The organism is Pedobacter sp. WC2501 (genome assembly GCF_052682415.1).
The window spans coordinates 3,369,969-3,388,103 of the sequence record NZ_JBQZFI010000001.1; the positions used below are offsets into that span (position 1 = coordinate 3,369,969).

Annotated in this window: 13 protein-coding genes; 11 read left to right on the top strand and 2 right to left on the bottom strand. The window is 40.9% G+C overall.

What is annotated here, in order from left to right:
* Window position 1 precedes the first annotated feature (1 nt).
* Window positions 2-1,210, top strand: a complete 1,209-nt coding sequence (locus tag ACUN24_RS14400) for an ATP-binding protein (RefSeq protein WP_445563111.1) — start codon at window positions 2-4, stop codon at window positions 1,208-1,210.
* Between the two features lie 178 nt (window positions 1,211-1,388).
* Window positions 1,389-2,924 carry a serine hydrolase gene (locus ACUN24_RS14405; protein ID WP_445563112.1) on the top strand — a complete coding sequence of 512 codons (1,536 nt, stop codon included), beginning with the start codon at window positions 1,389-1,391 and terminating at the stop codon, window positions 2,922-2,924.
* A 182-nt stretch (window positions 2,925-3,106) separates the two neighbouring features.
* On the opposite strand, the gene ACUN24_RS14410 is transcribed toward ACUN24_RS14405, so the two are convergent.
* Window positions 3,107-4,378 (bottom strand): hypothetical protein, encoded by a 1,272-nt coding sequence (locus ACUN24_RS14410; RefSeq protein ID WP_445563113.1) that lies wholly within the window; start codon window positions 4,376-4,378, stop codon window positions 3,107-3,109.
* Window positions 4,379-4,988: 610 nt separating this feature from the next.
* On the opposite strand from ACUN24_RS14410, the gene ACUN24_RS14415 reads away from it, so the two are divergent.
* From ACUN24_RS14415 to ACUN24_RS14425, 3 genes are all read left to right on the top strand, one after another.
* Window positions 4,989-6,983: a glycoside hydrolase family 97 protein gene (locus ACUN24_RS14415; protein ID WP_445563114.1), complete on the top strand. Its 1,995-nt coding sequence runs from the start codon at window positions 4,989-4,991 to the stop codon at window positions 6,981-6,983.
* Window positions 6,984-6,996: 13 nt separating this feature from the next.
* Window positions 6,997-8,787 (top strand): glycoside hydrolase family 2 protein, encoded by a 1,791-nt coding sequence (locus ACUN24_RS14420; protein WP_445563115.1) that lies wholly within the window; start codon window positions 6,997-6,999, stop codon window positions 8,785-8,787.
* 61 nt (window positions 8,788-8,848) lie between these two features.
* Window positions 8,849-9,076, top strand: coding sequence for a hypothetical protein (locus tag ACUN24_RS14425; RefSeq protein ID WP_445563116.1), 228 nt, complete (start codon window positions 8,849-8,851; stop codon window positions 9,074-9,076).
* A 58-nt stretch (window positions 9,077-9,134) separates the two neighbouring features.
* Here the strand turns inward: ACUN24_RS14425 and ACUN24_RS14430 are convergent, their stop codons facing one another.
* A complete protein-coding gene (locus ACUN24_RS14430; protein WP_445563117.1) occupies window positions 9,135-9,302 on the bottom strand; it encodes a hypothetical protein in 168 nt (55 codons plus the stop codon).
* Between ACUN24_RS14430 and ACUN24_RS14435 the strand changes: the two genes are divergently transcribed.
* From ACUN24_RS14435 to ACUN24_RS14460, 6 genes are all read left to right on the top strand, one after another.
* On the top strand, window positions 9,283-13,368 hold the full coding sequence (locus ACUN24_RS14435) for a hybrid sensor histidine kinase/response regulator transcription factor (protein WP_445563118.1): 4,086 nt from the start codon (window positions 9,283-9,285) through the stop codon (window positions 13,366-13,368). The two genes, ACUN24_RS14430 and ACUN24_RS14435, sit on opposite strands and share 20 nt — an antisense overlap.
* Before the next feature lie 117 nt (window positions 13,369-13,485).
* Window positions 13,486-14,598: an alginate lyase family protein gene (locus ACUN24_RS14440; protein ID WP_445563119.1), complete on the top strand. Its 1,113-nt coding sequence runs from the start codon at window positions 13,486-13,488 to the stop codon at window positions 14,596-14,598.
* 10 nt (window positions 14,599-14,608) lie between these two features.
* A complete protein-coding gene (locus ACUN24_RS14445; protein WP_445563120.1) occupies window positions 14,609-15,487 on the top strand; it encodes a glycoside hydrolase family 16 protein in 879 nt (292 codons plus the stop codon).
* 12 nt (window positions 15,488-15,499) lie between these two features.
* The gene (locus ACUN24_RS14450) at window positions 15,500-16,648 is read left to right on the top strand and encodes a glycoside hydrolase family 88/105 protein (RefSeq protein WP_445563121.1); all 1,149 of its coding nucleotides are present in this window, start codon (window positions 15,500-15,502) and stop codon (window positions 16,646-16,648) included.
* A gap of 5 nt (window positions 16,649-16,653) precedes the next feature.
* The gene (locus ACUN24_RS14455) at window positions 16,654-17,598 is read left to right on the top strand and encodes a DUF4886 domain-containing protein (RefSeq protein ID WP_445563122.1); all 945 of its coding nucleotides are present in this window, start codon (window positions 16,654-16,656) and stop codon (window positions 17,596-17,598) included.
* Window positions 17,599-17,786: 188 nt separating this feature from the next.
* Window positions 17,787-17,909 (top strand): hypothetical protein, encoded by a 123-nt coding sequence (locus tag ACUN24_RS14460; RefSeq protein ID WP_445563123.1) that lies wholly within the window; start codon window positions 17,787-17,789, stop codon window positions 17,907-17,909.
* The last annotated feature ends 226 nt before the right edge of the window (window positions 17,910-18,135 follow it).

The window sequence follows — 18,135 nt, forward strand, 5'->3', positions numbered from 1 at the left end:
AATGAGAGAAATTATCGGTATCACACTCGAAAATGAGATGGATCTGGTTTTGGCACACAAGCGGTCCATGCAGATTGGTGAGCAGCTCGGATTGACTGTTGCAACCAGAACAACACTTGCAACAGCGGTGTCGGAAGTGGCCAGAACAGTTATCGATTTTACCAATGAGGGCAGATTAAGTTTATATATATCTGGAAAGTTCCCCCGTTTTACAATAAATGCAGGCATTAAATTTCATTCTGACCATGTTTTCAGGGAAACAGATGAGGGCTTTTTTTATGCCAAAAAGCTGATACCTGATTTCAACTTTAACGTAACCGGACAGGAATACTCGATAACCATGGCACTCGGCCTGCCGCGGTCCGCGAGGGTTGACGAAGCTAAAATATTAATTCTCCAGGATTATTTTATAAATGCCGTTCCTCTAAATTCATACGAGGAGATCAAAAACAAGAATAGCAAGCTTAGTCAATTAACACAGGCGCAGGAACTGGAAATCAAATTGGGTCGGGAACTTGATGAGAAAAAAAACGAATTCATTTCTGTTGCCAGTCATGAATTAAAGACTCCGATTACCGTTATTAAAGCATATACACAGATGCTTAAGTTATTCAAGGATCAATATTCCGAAAAGGTGGGTGAGGTGGTAGAGAAACTGGAAATTCAAACCAGCAAGCTGGCACGGTTAACTTTTCAGCTAATGGATGTTTCCAAAATTGAAAACGGCAGTCTTCAATACGACCTTACGAGGATTGCGCTTAACTCATTTCTTAACGAGACGGTAACTATGCTGACCAATGTTTATGCTAATAACAAGATCAATGTTCAGTTGGGCGATGATTTTTCGGTTATGGCAGATCCATTGCGACTTGAGCAGGTATTAAGCAATTTAATAGGCAATGCTGCAAAGTATTCAGATAAAAATTCAAATATCGATGTCACCTCATTTTTATCAAAAGGAGGCGGTAGCGTTACAATCCAGATTACAGATTATGGGTTGGGGATGTCGAAAGAGAGTATAGCAAGAATATTTGAAAAATTCTACAGGGCCGAAGACATCGTTTCTTCGCACCCGGGCTTGGGGATGGGTTTATATATTTCCTCTAAAATAGTGGCCGATCACGGTGGGAAAATCTGGGTGAACAGCGAAATGGGAAAAGGGTCGGTATTTTACTTTACACTACCCCTGGCAGCTCATCCGGATTTATAAAATTCGGTGGCAAGGCGTTCGGACCGGCTTAATTCGCATTAAAATTTGTTGAAATTTATTGTTGTAAATAATCGTGAATTTCCGAGCAGTGGAGACATAACCGCAAATTAGGGGGGGAAGCTTGTAACCATTTGCCAAAATCATCGTCTTTACCAATATCTTACATCATAATTTTTATATGAAAATTTCAGTACGTATTTTAATCATCCCGATCTTATTCAGTCTAGCATTTACCTCAACGTACGCGCAGGAATTATCTGCTTCTGACAGTATTGATGTTTTTCTGAAAACCAAAATGCGGGAGCGTAGTATTCCTGCGCTCCAGATAGCGGTGGTGAGAAATGGTAAAATAGTAAAGGACACTACTTTTGGCGTCGCCAACCTGGAGTACAATATCAAAGCTGGTAACGAAACTGTTTTTTCCATCAATTCTATTACCAAAGCCTTTGTCGGTGTCGCAATTATGCAACTGAGTGAAGCGGGTAAGTTGAAGATTTCTGATCCTATCTCTCTACACTTGGATGGTTTGCCCGAAACTTGGAAGAAAATTACCATTAAGCAGGCGATGAGCCATATTTCTGGCCTGCCAGACATTATAGATGCCGATGAGCAGATATTGGGACATAACGATGAGCGAGAGGCTATGGAGAAAGTTAAAGCTTTACCAATGGCATATAATCCTGGCGAAAAATTCAGCTATAACCAGACGCGTTATGTGCTTTTAGGACAGTTGATTACCAAGTTAAGCGGTATGCATTTTACTCAGTTTATACAGGAACGTCAATTTGATGTGGCGGGAATGCCCTTGACTCGATTTGGAGATTCGTATGATGTTATTCCGAACTACGCAGGTGCTTATACAATGACCAGGCAAGTGGGCGATAGCTTTGTCCGGAATAAAGTGCCGGGTCATGCCTATATGCAGTTTCCGGTCTTTTTTAGAACTGCCGCAGGTATTCAGTCGACCGCAACTGATTTAGCCCGTTGGATTATGGCAATAAATAATGGGAAATTACTGAAGAAGCAATCCAGTATTGATTCATTGTGGAAGCCGGCTGTGTTGAACAATGGTAAAATCGGCGGATTCAACCGCCTGACTAACGGCTATGCGCTGGGCTGGCCCACTGTTACCAGGGAAGAGCATCCTGCTGTTGGTCCGGTGGGCGGAGGAAGATCTGCTTTATTTGTTTATCTAAAAGACAATCTTTCCATTGTCGTACTCACCAACCTGATGCAAGGAAATCCGGATCAGTTTATCGATGAGATCGCAGGTTATTATATTCAGGAAATGCACCAGGTTAATGGCTTTGGGCTGCCACCAAACTTAAAAACACTCCGGGCTGAACTGTTGAAAAAGGGCTTTGAGAAAGGTATTGAGGTAGTTTCTGAATTAAAAAAGAAAGACCGATCTTTTCAGGTATCGGAAAATGAGCTAAACGGTTGGGGTTATCAGCTTTTGTCTCAAAAGAATTTTAAAGCGGCATTGGCTATTTTTAAATTAAATGTGTCCCTGTATCCTCAAAGTGCGAATGCTTACGATAGCCTGGCTGAAACGTTAGAAATGTTAGATAGCAAGCCTGAGGCAATAGCAAACTATAAAAAGTCACTGGCGCTTGATCGGAAAATAAGCATGCAGCCGAGCGCATTGACGCACTTACCAAAAACTAGTCAATGCTGGCTTACCATATATATGATTAGGTCAATAAGAAGATAAAATAGTAGTGAAATTATTCAATTATGAATTGGAACAATTCATAATTGAATAATGTTAAATATTAATATATCGAAGATAAACCGATGAGTGGGAATTTCAACAGAAAAGTCCGGTAAGTATTAGATCATCCTGTATTCATGTTTACCACTTATACATAATGCAAGCATAGCCTCTAGTAAACTTTAATAAGAGACGAGTGTGGTAACGCTAGATGCCGCCAGGTTTATGCCGAAACTACCGCCTGATACAGCTAAGTTGTTTGAACTAAGATTGGTGGAGCTGGTTGTGAAATAGCGGTTAAATCCACTCACTGTTATTCCTGAATAATTGAAAGTTTGATAGGTGATTGATGGATTTTGGTTTACAATAACCAGGACTAGTTTTGTACCACTTTTATAAGCAGTAACATAAACACCTGTACTGGGGTTTGATGTACAGCTGATTTTTGTATATCCCGGACGTACGTACCTGGCGTAGTGTGCCATGATGTAGCCGATTTTTTGAATATTGCCGCTTTCGCTAATTGGGCCGTAACTTCTCCTGATATACCACCATACATAGGCACTCCATCCGGAATTCATACAGTCGTGTATTTCTTTGGCAGCAGTCATGGCATTTGACCAGTCATCTCCACTGATATTTGAATTTGTATAGTGTTCTGTCATCCATACGGGTTTACCGATGTTGCCCAGGTTGTAAGGGGTCTTGCCATATATATGTCCGCAAACGAAGCTGGTTTTAGATTTTGCTGTGGCATTGCTCAGGTAAGTATTGATGTAGGTTTGATTCATCTGGAAGGGTTCAGGTGCCATAATTGGGGCACCACAGTTGCTGCCTTGGGCAGCAACAAAGTCTGCTACTTCCGGAGCGGTGAGTTCCATAGATTCGTAATTAACCTGGTAATCTGGTTCATTTGTAGGACTAATTGCCGCAAGCCCGCCAACTGCGGTGTTAAATGCACTTAAATGGGCAGCATAATTTGCGTAAGATGTTGTTTTTATTTTGCCGCCTACAATACTCCCGTTGGTCTTCATTGATGCAGGTGCTGACCAGGCGGAGGCAATTGCTGAGCCACCGAAAGACTTACAGGCATCTATGGTCGCTTTTTCAGCGGCAAATTCTGAACTGGAATTGGGGACCCGAACCCGGACGATACTAAGTCCGATGCCACTTGTAGGTGAAAATGCAGTAGTTCTTTGGGTGCTTGTCAGGTCTCCCGTCCAGGCAACGATATTTGCTCCGCCAAAACCCTTGATGGTTTGTTGAACAGTTGAAGCATTAATTTCTGCTACGCCCTGAACGGCCAAAGCAGCCGTGGCTCCGCCCAAGGAGTCAGTTTTCTTAACGGCCAATGTTTGCTGGGATAATTTTGGATCTGAGCTGTTGATCTCGTTTTTAGAACAGCCCGCAAACAATAACGCTGATGCGAGTGCACATAATAGTGTTTTTTTCATAATTAGATTCGGTTAGAATGTTAATGATCAATTTTAAGCAACCTGACGATTTTTAAATGCGTCAAATAGTTTTTTTTCAGGAAGAGATGTTGAAAAAAGTAATTAAAACAAGCTTTTATGTTAATGATTAGTTTTAATCTTATGTAGGATTAGATTGGTCTTTGATTAAGGTGTAACTTCAGTAATTTTTAGCCCCCCATCGAACGACTTAAAATCTTACGCTACCCCGAGATTATAAAAAATAAACTGCAAATGTCAGGCATTTTCGATTTTGCATGCCTGATTCGCTCCGTGGGTTAACGAAATAACAAGAGATCCAGATCTGCCTGATACTTGCATTTCATGACAACAAATCTATTCTTAACCTTTGACCAAACACATAATTGATGATTTTGTACAAAACTGAACCATTTCCGTACAAAACTGAACCCTTCAGATAGGCACTTGTAGCTAGTTTTGGACTCACCAAATACAATAGCTACAAATTATTATGAGATCGATGGGCGAACATTTCCGCATACTGTTGGAAATTCTCCAATACCACAAGCCGCATACAATTAAACCACTGCCCGGTCAGGAGAAATCAACAATTAAATAACAGGTATAACTAATGAAACAAAAAATATTACGCTTATTCCTTTTAACGTTCCTAACTATTCCTGCAATCGCCCAGAAGAGGCTCAGTGTTAGTTCGCCCGATGGGCGGTTGCAAGTGGGAGTTCTCCTTACTGATACTATTGGCTATCAACTGCTTCACGATGGCAAACTGATATTGAGTGCTGACGCTATTGCCATGAAAATGGGTAATGGAAAGGCCTTTGGGATCAAATCCCAATTGAAGCAGGCTAAAACCATACTTGTTAATGAAAAAATTGATGCGCACTTTTACAAAAGAAGCCGTATAAATGACGAATATTCGGAATTAATGCTTGATTTTAAACAAGATTTCAAACTGATTTTCCGGGTTTATAACGAGGGAATGGCCTATCGTTTTGTATCCAATGGTAAAAAGGACTTCATCGTAAATGAAGAACTGGCATCGTTCCGATTTCCTAAAGATCACAGAGCCTACATTCCATATGTGAAAAGTAAAGAGAAGACGCTTGAAGGACAATATTTCAACTCATTTGAAAACACATACGACTACACTCTTCTGAGTGAAATGAACAGGAATAAATTGGCTTTTTTCCCACTGTTGGTAGAACTTGATGGCGGGAAAAAAGTATGTCTGGCAGAAACAGATCTGCAAAGCTATCCTGGCATGTATCTCTATAATCCTGGCGGCAATACAACGCTAAAAGCAAATTTTGCACCTTATCCGAAGTCTACACAGCAAGGCGGACATAACCAGCTGCAACAAATGGTGACCTCCCGCCAGCCTTATCTGGCTAAAAGCAAGGCTCAGACTAAGTTTCCTTGGCGTATTGCCATCATAACCACAACGGATAAAGCATTGGCCGACAATGATATGGTTTATAAACTGGCTGAACCCAGCAGGTTAAAAGATGTTTCATGGATAAAGCCCGGGAAAGTAGCCTGGGAATGGTGGAACAACTGGGGCATCAGTAAAGTAGACTTTGTTACAGGGGTAAATAATCAAACCTATAAAGCCTATATCGACTTTGCATCCAAAAACGGAATTGAATATGTTATTCTAGACGAAGGCTGGGCGGTAAACCTGAAAGCTAGTTTATTCGAGGTGGTACCCGAAATTAACCTAAAGGAGCTTGTTGCTTATGGAAAATCTAAAAATGTAGACCTGATCCTTTGGGCCGGATACTACGCTTTTGAGCGCGATCTGGAAAAGGTGTGTAAACATTATTCACAACTGGGCATAAAAGGTTTCAAGATCGATTTTATGGATCGTGATGACCAGGATATGGTCGATTTTCATTACCAGGCGGCAGAGATAGCTGCTAAATATAAACTGCTTGTTGATTTTCACGGAACCTATAAACCAACAGGCCTGAACCGCACTTTTCCTAATGTCATCAACTACGAAGCGGTTAACGGCCTTGAGCAAATGAAATGGACAGGCCCTGAAATGGACATGGTTACCTATGATGTTACCATGCCCTTTATCAGGATGGTTGCAGGCCCTGTTGATTATACTCAAGGAGCCATGCGTAATGCAACCAGGCGTAGCCATAGGGGGATAAATGACGAACCGATGAGCCAGGGAACCCGCTGTAGGCAGCTGGCCGAATATGTAGTATTTGAATCGCCTTTGAATATGCTTTGTGATAGTCCCGATAATTATGAAAGGGAGCAGGAATGTACTGACTTCATCAGCGCAATCCCCACAGTATGGGACAATACCATCGTGCTTAATGGCGAGATTGGACAGTATATTACTACCGCACGCAAAAAGGGCGATACCTGGTATTTGGGATCGTTAACCAATTGGGATGCCCGCAAGCTAGAACTTGATCTCAGTTTCCTCGGCACAGGAGATTATGTAGCAGAAATTTATCGCGATGGCGTAAACGCGAATAAGATCGCAACCGATTACAGAAAAGAGCGGGTCACTATCCCTGCTAATCGCAAACTATCCATTTCGATGGCCGAGGGTGGAGGTTTCGCTATGAAAATCGTTAAAAAGTAAACCCAATAATTTTATGAAGCTAACCAAACCCATTTTTTCTTTGCTGATACTGCTGTGCTGCTTGCTGTCGAACATTTTCGCGCAGGACATTTTGGTCAATGTATATGGAAGAAAAATTCAATCTCTTAATGGGAAATGGGATGCCATTATAGATCAATACGATCAGGGGAGGAAGAACAAAATTTACCTGAATAAAAAACCTGTTGGTAAAACAGATTTTTATGAATATTCCTTTGATGGCGGTTTAAAACTAAATGTACCCTCAGATTGGAACAGCCAGTTGCCGGAACTGAAATACTACGAAGGTACCATTTGGTATGCAAAACATTTTGATGTACCCAAAGAGCAGAATAGACGCTTGTTTATTTATTTCGCAGCGGTAAGTTATCGTTGTAAGGTATATCTCAATGGAAAAGAAATTGCTGAGCATGAAGGTGGTTTTACACCTTTTCAGGTTGAGGTAACGGACTTGGTGAAGAAGACAGATAACTTTTTAGCCCTGGAGGTAAATAATACCCGGACCACTGATGCCATTCCTGCAAAATCGTTCGATTGGTGGAATTATGGAGGCATTACCCGTGATGTGATGTTGGTATCAACACCCAAAGTTTATATTCATGATTATTTTATTCAATTGGATAAACACCACAGCAATCAGATCAATGCTGTGGTTAAGATTGCTGGCAACCAGGCAAATGTAGCGGTAACAGTCGAAATTCCTGAGCTGAAAATAAAACAAAAGCTGGTTACAGAACAACAGGGAATTGCCAGGGCCTCAATCCGCAATGTAAAACAGCTGCAGCGCTGGTCGCCTGAATCGCCCAAGCTTTACAGCGTACGCGTATCTACTGCCGAAGATGTGGTAAATGAAATGATCGGTTTTAGAAACCTGGCTGTAAGAGGAACGGAGATTTACCTCAATGATAAACCAGTTTTTTTAAAATCCATCAGTTTTCACGAAGAGATTCCACAGCGCAAAGGCCGCGCTTTTTCTGAGGCCGATGCCATGATGCTTTTGTCTGAAGCGAAAGCATTGGGTTGTAACATGATCCGTTTGGCACATTATCCTCAAAATGAATATACGGTACGTGCAGCCGAAAAAATGGGCTTTTTGTTATGGGAAGAGACACCAATCTGGCAGGGAATTGATTTTGAAAATCAGGAAACTAGAAAAAAGGCCGGAACCATGATAAAGGAAATGGTGATGCGGGATAAAAACCGGTGTGCCATCTCATTTTGGGGCATGGCAAATGAAACACAACCCTCAAAAGCCAGAAATGAATTCTTGAAATACCTGATCAAATGTTCAAAGGAGATTGATAGCACCCGGTTAATCACGGCCGCATTTGATTTAGTAAAGTTTGATCGCAGCATGCAATGTTTTGTTATGGACGACCCTTTTATTAAGGAATTAGATGTGGTAGCTATCAATAAATATATGGGTTGGTATCAACCCTGGCCGGTTACACCTGATAAGGCCATTTGGGATGTAGCCAGAAACCAGCCTTTAATTATCTCCGAATTTGGCGCAGAAGCCTTGTATGGAAAAACAGGAGACGCCGATACAGCGAGCTCATGGAGTGAAGATTACCAGGCCCGGCTGTATAAAGACAACCTGGAGATGTTTAAACATATTCCAAACCTGCGGGGAATTTCTCCCTGGGTATTGTTCGATTTTCAATCACCTTTCCGTTTCCATCCCACTTACCAGGATGGCTGGAATAGAAAAGGCCTTGTTTCAGACCAGGGATTCCGCAAAAAAGCCTGGTATATCATAGCAGACTATTACAAAAACATCAAATAAATATTTATATGACTAGATATATTTTAAAGTGGCTTTTGCACTCCTTAATGGTAATAATAACGTGAAGAAAGTCTTTGTTGATAGCAAAGCCGAACCATCAACCTGGTTAAAAAATAACCCTGCTACATACGAATTTAAGCTAACAGCAGGTGTGCCCGCAGGAAATTATACCTGGGCAGTAGCTATTGTTGATACGACAAAAGAAAATCAACCAGGGATAAAAATTGCCGTAAATGGCGATTTAACTTCCACCGGATGGCTCAAGCTGATGGATGTAGCTGTTCAATAAGAAGACCCTTTCGAAGCGCTCGTTTGTTGCTGCGTAAACGAGCACTTCGATCTAGAAATTATTGAACACCATCATTTAGTGATTTCCCTTCCAGGCATGTAACATCGTCAATATAAAAGAGAATAGAAATCGAAATAAATTTATAGATAAAAATTTTAGTGGTAATTTCAAAATCCAATAATTTACCTGCTTCTGCTTTAACCCTTATGGATATCCGGAAAATCATTTGTTTGCTGTTTTGTTTCGGTGCATTTCTACTAAAGAGTGCATTTGCGATTGATATTTCCAGGTATCGTTTTCACGTGATGCCCGAAACATTCTATTACGGAGGCATTCAGAGCATCACTAAGGACAGCCTGGGGCGAATCTGGTATACCGGCCCTGATGCTGTTTTTATGTATGATGGGAACAGCTTTTATCAGTTAAACGAACTGGCCTCGCTGAGTAATCCGAAGGTAAAGTGGGCTTATGGCTCGCTTGTAACCGATAAAAAGGGCGGATTGTTTTTGGCAACCAACCATGGTTTGTTAAGGTTTAATTACGAGCAGTTTAATTTTGATTTAATTCTTCCTGGGAAAATCCGCTCAATCTGCTTGCATGACGATGGGAATGTTTACATGCTTTCGGGCGATAGCCTGTTAAAGTATAACCAGCAAAACAAGGCGGTCAAAAAAATTAAACTGCCTACAAGCAAATATTTCGATAGTGTAATTAGCTTGAAGGGTAATGTTTATCTCTCGCAGGAAAATTTACTGTATAGGATTGATACCAAAACATCGCGCTTTACCGTTTTTGCCGATTTGGGAAAAACCTCTTATGTAGTTAACGATGCAGTGGCCTATCAGGGCGATTACTATTTCCTTACGCAACGCGGTGGTATATTCATTACCGATGCGAAAGGAACAATTAAAAAAAATATTCCAATAGTGGCCGGAGGGAACCAGGCAACTATGGCTAAGAAGATTTTCATTGATCAGGTTGGAATGATGTGGGTAGCTACACAGTCGGGACTTTTGCTTTACGATCCACGAACTGAAACAAGCAAACTGCTCAAAATGAACCTGAACGATGCTTTTTCCCTGCCAAATAATTCGATTTGGACCATCTATGGCGATCCTGATCAGGGTGCCTGGATCGGAACTTATGGTGGCAAAATTGCTTATTGTTCACTCTACGACGCATACGTGCGCTATTTTACACCGAGCCCTGGGGGGCTTAATCATCCAATAGTTAGTGGTTTTCAGGAAGACGACTTGGGCAATGTTTGGATTGCAACCGAGGGCGGCGGGCTTAACTATTGGAACAGAAAAGAAGATACTTTCCGCAATTTCACCAAAGGCGAAGTCAACTCCATCAATTCCAACATGGTAAAGCGCTTAAAATTCGATCCTGAGCGAAAACACCTGTTTATATCTTCTTTTAATGGGGGCATTTCTGCCTACGAAATGGCAACCAGTCGCTTTAGTAACCTGAACATACTTTCGCCAGAAAGTAAACAGCCCTTAACAGTATATGATTTTGTACGCGATGCCGAAGGTACCTGGTGGATGACTGATCCTGATAAAACCTTCTTTCACCGGAAGAAAAACCAGCCAACGTCAGCAACTGAAATCGTGAAACTTATTGGTTTAAACGGTCAACCTCTGGATGTAGGAATTGAGGCCATTTCGCTTGATCAGCAACAACATTTACGGATAGTTAGCCATCAGGGCTTGTACATTGCAGATCCCAAAACCCTAAAAGTGCTGCGGCATTATGTCATCAAAAATGGTCCCTATGCGGTTAATCACCTCTGTAGCTATTATGAAGCATCAAATGGAGATCTTTGGCTCGGCACTTCAGGAAGAGGAGTCAACATTTTAAAGAAAGATGGACGATACCTTAATTTCAACGGGGCAAATGGTTTCCCTCCAAAAATCGTTTTCGGTATTCTTGAAGATGATGCTTCTGGAAATATTTGGTTCAGCACTAATGAGGGACTGTATTTTTTCGATCAAAAAAATCAAAAATTTGAAAAAGCCAGGTTTTATAAGGCAAATAGCTGCGGCTCTTTTTATCTGAGATCGGCCTATAAAACCAAAAACGGAGAGATGTTGTTTGGAGGAACAAATGGCTTTTTACTCTTCGATCCGCAATACCTGAACAAAAACTTACAAAAGCCAAAGGTATTTTTCACTGGTCTGCTCATCAACAACCAACAGGTAAGCAATATTTCCAAAGATTCGCCATTGTTAAAAGATATTTCTACTTTAAGCAATCAGGAGAATGGAAGGATTTCACTCTCCAGTAATCAGTCAAACATCGAAATCCGGTTCTCCTCAAACAGCTATCTATCGGCTGATAAAAATCAATTTTCTTATCGCATGGTCGGCCTTAGCGATAAATGGCTAAAGATTAATACCAGTCAGCATGCTGTACAGTTTTTCAATTTGCCTAGTGGCGATTACACTTTTGAAATAAAGGCCTCTAATAACGATGGGCTTTGGGGCAGCGAGGTTTCAAAACTTTATTTTCATGTAAATCCACCGTTTTTCCTATCATGGTGGGCTTATTCCATTTATACTTTAATTGTATTGGGGCTCCTGTTTTTCATTATGCGTTATTTTACCAATAAAAAGGTTTTTAAGGAACGGCTGGCTTTAGAAGCGATGAAAGAACAGAATATGAGGGATTTAAACCAGGCGAGGACAGATTTTTTCACTAACATTTCACATGATCTGAAGACGCCACTTACCCTGGTAATCGAACCTCTTAAGCAGTTAAAAGAAACGGTGCAGAAAAATGATCATGCCACTGGTTATATGCAGTTAATTGAGGGAAATGTTGCCCGTATCCAACGTACAATCAGTCAATTGTTACGCTTCAGGGAAATCGAAAGCCAGAAAATAACGCTAAACCCTCAGGTTGGAGATTTTATCAGCTTTGTACATGATGTTTTTGGCCTTTTTGAACTTTACGCGAACAAAAAAGAAATCGAAACCAACATAACAGCACATGAAGATCATTTATATGTTGCCTTTGATTATGATATTATTGAAAAGATTTTGACCAATCTTTTTTCTAATGCCTTAAAATATACTTCGAACAAAGGTTATGTTGGCGTACGGATTTATCAATCTACAGCGGAAGAAAAACTGCGTGTGAATGTTATACCAGATCATCAGGACCGGGAATATATTTCTGTGGAGGTATTGAACACCAGCATTGGGTTTTCAGAAGCGCAGATTGCTACCTTGTTTACTTCTTTTAACCGCTTGTCATCTTACAGGCCAACTTTTGAAGAAAGTTCAGGACTTGGCCTTGCTATTGTAAAGGAGCTTGTGGATGCCATTGAAGGGAAAATCTGGATGGTGAATAAAACCAATAAGGTGTCTTTTACCATGATGCTCCCACTCAAAAAAGCAGCCGGCTCCGGCGATATGCAGTCAAGCGTATATGATTATACTATCTCAGAGATAGACGATATCCTGTTAGAAGCTGAAGAACCCGATCATACACTGAAAAATGCCAGAAAAGCCACGAGCATCTTGTTGATTGATGATGACCCTAATCTTCGCAATTATCTGGAACGGCGACTGTCTGAAAAATACAATGTATACATGGCCAGCGATGGAATGGAAGGTATTATTAAGGCCGAAAAGATCTACCCACAACTGATTATTACTGATCTGGTGATGCCTAATACCAATGGATTTGAAGTTTGCAGCCATTTGCGGCAGAATTTTAAAACCAGCCATATTCCCATTATAATGATATCTGGTATGGGCGATGTACACCAGAACAAAACCAAAGCGCTTGAACATGGAGCCACGGTTTTTATCGATAAACCTTTTGAAGTAGAATACCTCATTAAACAAATTGATACCATTTTGAAAAACCAGCAGGAAATGCGCCAAATGTACAGCAAGCGCCTGGTGGTCGACCCATCTAATGTTACCATCACCTCAATGGATGAGGAACTGCTGATTAAGGCCATGAAATTTATTGAGCAGAATATGGCCAATCCTAATTATTCGGTCGACGATTTTGTATCGGATATGAACACCGGAAGAACAATCCTTTATCAAAAGATCAATGATATTGTTGGCATGTCTATCAAAGAATTTATTTTAAATATCAGATTGAAAAGAAGTGCTTACCTGCTCGAACATGCAGACTTAACAGTGGCAGAAGTTGCTTATCAAACCGGGTTTAACAACGCAAAATATTTTAGTGTTTGTTTTAAAAAACAATTCGAAACCAGTCCGTCTGAATATAAAAAGCGTTATAACGCTGAAAGCAATACGGTGTAGCCATGATAGGCGATGGGCATATAACTGCCTTATTGGACACAGCAAAAAGATTTAATATCATACTTAAAGGGAGCAGTTGCATATTTCAGCATCCCATTTTTAACTAAATAAAATACCATGAACCATTTAAAGTTTTTTCTTTTCATTTTTCTCACAATATGCCTTTTAAGTACGCTGCAAGAACAGCAGGCGCTTGCGCAAAACCAACATAAGGGCATGCACCCACAACAACAGATTGATTTTGTTAAAAGGCAGCTCAAAGCCAAAAAAGAACCTTATACCTCAGCTTATAAAGCGCTGATCAGCAAAGCAGATTCTGCCTTGCTGGTAGAGCAGCATGCAGTAGCAGATTTCAGCATTCCCGGATTTTACCAGGACAAGGATGGCCACCGGAAAACCTCACTGGCTCTTCAGGTAGATGGTTTTTCGGCTTATAGTTGTGCCCTGGCCTATCAACTGAGCGGCAAGACCAAATATGCCGATAAAGCGATTTATTTTCTCAATGCATGGGCATCTGTTAACAAAAAATATTCACAATTAGATGGTTCGCTGGTAATGTCTTACTCTGGTACCACCCTAATGATCAGTGCAGACCTGCTTAAAAATTATAAGAAATGGAAGCCGCAAGATGTTGCGCAATTTAAATTGTGGACTAAAAATGTTTTCCGGGAAGCGGCAAATAGCATTCGTTTCCGCAACAATAACTCAGGCGATTGGTCCCGGCTGGCTTCCATACTGGCTGATACCTATCTCAATGATCAGGAAGATTTACAAAAAAATATTACGCTAATTAAAAATGATCTTTTCGATAAGCTTGCGCCCGATGGTCACATGGTTGAAGAAGTAAAAAGACAGGGTAAAGGAATCTGGTATACCTATTTTTCTCTAGCTCCGTTAACTGCTTCGAGTTGGGTGATCTATAACCAAACCGGTGAAAATCTTTTTGCCGCAACAAAAAACGGGGCATCATTTAAGAAATCGCTTGATTATTTGCACTACTATAACCAGCATCCTGAAGAATGGAAATTCTTCAAAAATCCTGCTACGGGGGCGGTGTATACAGAAACGGGCTTCTGGCCGGCTAATCTTCTGGAGGCCATGAACGGCATTTATCCCGACGCGGAATATGAGAAATACCTGGCACCATATCGTCCGATCATGTATCCGAAACACGATTATGCCTGGACATTTCCAACACTGATGCCTTTACGTTTAAATGGATACCAATAAATCAACCCAAATGAGAAAATATTTAATAACCCCCTTTTTAATGGCCTCTATGCTCTGTATTGGCTTATCTGCAGCAGCACAACAGCAAAAACAGCTTATGCCGCCAGCACTCACCGCCGACGGTTTCAAACTGGTATGGGCCGAAGAATTTAATGGCAATGGAGCGCCCGATCCGGCAAACTGGACCTACGAGCTTGGATTTGAACGCAATGAAGAATTTCAATGGTATCAACGCGAAAACGCCAAATGTGAAAACGGAAAATTAATCCTCGAGGCAAAAAGAGAAAAAAAGACAAATCCCAATTTTAAGGAAGGAAGCAACGATTGGAAGAAAAACCGCAAAGAAGCCGATTATACTTCCGCCAGTATCAAAACACAGGGATTGCAAAGCTGGCTTTACGGCAGGTTTGTGATGCGTGGTAAAATTGATATTGGCGATGGCATTTGGCCAGCCTGGTGGACATTGGGAATAAAAGGATCGTGGCCTGCAACCGGTGAAATTGATATGATGGAATATTACCGGAAAAAACTGCTCGCCAATATTGCCTTTATGGGAGCCGATCGAAAAGATTCCTGGTTTAGCACGGAGAAAAATATCGATTCTTTGGGCGGCCAAGCCTGGGCAGATCAATTTCACATTTGGCGAATGGACTGGGATGAAAATAGCATTGCACTTTATGTAGATAACCAGCTCTTAAACAAGGTGCCTTTAGATAAGCTGGCGAACCAGAATGGTACCAATATTAATCCTTTCAAACAACCGCATTATATGTTGCTCGATTTAGCAATAGGTGGAAAACAAGGTGGAGATCCTTCAAAAACGTCCTTTCCGGCCAGGTTCGAAGTAGATTATGTAAGGGTTTATCAAAATAATAAATTAAAAAATTAAAATATGAAACACATGAATTTTAGACACTTGCTTTTAATATTAATACTTACTGGCTGCTTCGGATACAGCGCTTTTTCTGAACCAATGCATGCAAAAAGAGATTCGGTTCTGCAAACCGCCAACATTTTTAAAATGATGCAGCGGGTAGCAGACTGGCAATTGGATACCTGGAAAAATAAAGGTTTTAACCATCGAAAAGCTGATTGGACAAATGGAGCCTGTTATACTGGTATTTTCGCTTTTGGCAACATTAAAGGTAATGAGCATTATCTTAAAACACTGGTAGATATTGGCGATGAGCTGGGTTGGAATACCGGACATTTACGCTTTCATGCAGACGATTATTGCGTGGGGCAAACCTATGCTCAACTTTACAGTAAATTCAAAAAGAAAAAGATGATTGTACCGTTTATATCACAGGCGGACAGCATTGTAAGTAAACCACATGACGAGCCTTTAAACTGGAAAAATAGCATCCAAAACAGAGAGTGGGCCTGGTGCGATGCCCTTTTTATGGGACCTCCTTCTTTAGCTTATCTGAGTACTGCTACCAAAGATGAAAAATACTTAAATACAGCCGTAAAACTGTGGTGGAAAACCACCGAATTCCTCTACGACCCAACAGAGAAGCTGTTTTTTAGAGATGAAAGTTTCTTTAACAAAAGAGAAAAAAACGGTCAGAAAATATTTTGGTCAAGGGGCAATGGATGGGTTTTGGCTGGTTTGGTAAGGGTGCTGGAAAATATGCCGAAAAATCATCCCGACAGGGCTAAATTGGTACAGCTTTACCAAGATATGGTAGGTAAAGTTGCCAGCCTACAGCAGCCAGATGGTAGCTGGCATGCATCATTATTGGATCCTGCCAGTTTCCCGGTTAAGGAGATGAGCGGTACAGGTTTCTTTAGCTATGCAATTGCCTGGGGCTTAAACCACGGGCTTCTGGAAAAGAAGCAATATCTTCCCGTGGTAGAAAAATCATGGAAAGCTTTGGTATCTGCTGTTCATGATGATGGCATGCTGGGTTATGTGCAACCTATTGGCGCAAGTCCGGATGCCGTAAATGCAAACAGTACCGAGGTTTACGGTGTGGGTGCATTTTTGTTGGCAGGAACTCAATTGTATCAATATTTAAAATTGCAGGAGAAGGCTCATAAAAATTAACGAGAATGAAGATTAACATCAAAATACAGCTGCCTGCTTTAGCTAAATCCATATCTTTTTTTCTGCTGCTAATCTGCCTGGTTACCGATCTTTTTGCTCAAAACCAGCAGGATACCTTACGCTTGTTTATCATAGGAAATAGCTTTTCACAAAACGCTTCGGCCTTTTTGCCACAAATGGCTAAAGAAAGGGGGAAAACCCTCATTATCGGGCGTGCCGAACTCGGTGGGCACTCACTCGAACAGCATTGGGGTTATGTAGAAAAAGCAGAGGCCAATGGAGACGATCCCAAGGGAAAACCTTATAATGGTAAATCGTTAAAAATGTTATTGGGGCAAGGGAATTGGGATATGGTCACCATACAACAATACTCTTTCCTTTCGGGAGATTCCTCGAGCTATTATCCCTATGTCAACAAACTGGTTGCCTATGTGAAAGCACTGCAACCTCAGGCGCGTATCGTCATCCACCAAACCTGGGCTTACCGTTCGGATGCAAAGAAGTTTGGGCGTATAGGCGAAAGCAAAATTGCGAAGAATCAGGAAGAAATGTGGCAAAAATCCCGTGCAGCTTATCACCTCCTTGCAAAACGGATCAATGCCCGTATTTTACCAGTTGGCGATGCTTTTGAAATTGTGGCTACCAATAAAAAATATGCTTTCAAACCCGATCTTTCATTTGATTATGATCATCCAGTTGCGCCAAATTTACCAGATCAGACCAATTCGCTAAATATTGGGTACTTCTGGAACAAGGATCAATTAAGCTTCGATCCTAATCACGCCAATGATGCAGGGAAATATTTAGGCGGATTAATCTGGTATAGCATATTGTTTAATGATGATTTGAAAAATATCGCTTTCAAGCCCCAGCGGGTATCTGATGACTTTGCGGCTTACCTTAAAAAAGTGGCACGCAAAGTTGTAAGGGAAGGGCAGGATGGCCAATAAGGATATGATATCCACAGATTAAAATGATTTCCGAAAATTTTGCCCTCAGCATCAGTCTGAGGGCAAATTTAATCGAAATAATGCGCCAACTGTACAAAACCAAACCATTTCCGTACAAAAGTGAACCCTCTGTAAGGGGTAAGTACTATAGATTTGTGTTAACCAAATAATAATAAACCCAACTAAGTATGATAACCCATTTCTCAACCATCCAGGCTATTGCCAATGAGGAAAACACAAAGTCTAAACTACAGGCCAGTAAAATAGAAAGGCTTATGTATTTAACTGATATTTCCCGACATAAAGTTTAAACCAAACGGCAAAATCAAAATTATTACATCTGGTAATGCTTTCATATCTCCTTTCTTAAAGTTCAGCTAATAAACCAAACCCTTTTTTGGGATCATGAGGATGCTTATACAGTATCCTGCAGGTGAATTATGCGTGATAAAAAGCGTAACCATGTTAATTCAATTGATTTTGCCTGAAGCATAAGTTTAAAAAAATGAGGCTACGACTCTAAAATCAGATAAATAA

Bases quoted from the DNA above. Each gene is read 5' to 3' on its own strand.
- ACUN24_RS14450 (WP_445563121.1), top strand. From the start codon at position 15,500: ATGAATTTTAGACACTTGCTTTTAATATTAATACTTACTGGCTGCTTC.
- ACUN24_RS14420 (WP_445563115.1), top strand. From the start codon at position 6,997: ATGAAGCTAACCAAACCCATTTTTTCTTTGCTGATACTGCTGTGCTGC.
- ACUN24_RS14405 (WP_445563112.1), top strand. From the start codon at position 1,389: ATGAAAATTTCAGTACGTATTTTAATCATCCCGATCTTATTCAGTCTA.
- ACUN24_RS14410 (WP_445563113.1), bottom strand. From the start codon at position 4,378: ATGAAAAAAACACTATTATGTGCACTCGCATCAGCGTTATTGTTTGCG.
- ACUN24_RS14415 (WP_445563114.1), top strand. From the start codon at position 4,989: ATGAAACAAAAAATATTACGCTTATTCCTTTTAACGTTCCTAACTATT.
- ACUN24_RS14460 (WP_445563123.1), top strand. From the start codon at position 17,787: ATGATAACCCATTTCTCAACCATCCAGGCTATTGCCAATGAGGAAAAC.
- ACUN24_RS14430 (WP_445563117.1), bottom strand. From the start codon at position 9,302: ATGATTTTCCGGATATCCATAAGGGTTAAAGCAGAAGCAGGTAAATTA.
- ACUN24_RS14400 (WP_445563111.1), top strand. From the start codon at position 2: ATGAGAGAAATTATCGGTATCACACTCGAAAATGAGATGGATCTGGTT.
- ACUN24_RS14455 (WP_445563122.1), top strand. From the start codon at position 16,654: ATGAAGATTAACATCAAAATACAGCTGCCTGCTTTAGCTAAATCCATA.
- ACUN24_RS14445 (WP_445563120.1), top strand. From the start codon at position 14,609: ATGAGAAAATATTTAATAACCCCCTTTTTAATGGCCTCTATGCTCTGT.
- ACUN24_RS14440 (WP_445563119.1), top strand. From the start codon at position 13,486: ATGAACCATTTAAAGTTTTTTCTTTTCATTTTTCTCACAATATGCCTT.
- ACUN24_RS14435 (WP_445563118.1), top strand. From the start codon at position 9,283: ATGGATATCCGGAAAATCATTTGTTTGCTGTTTTGTTTCGGTGCATTT.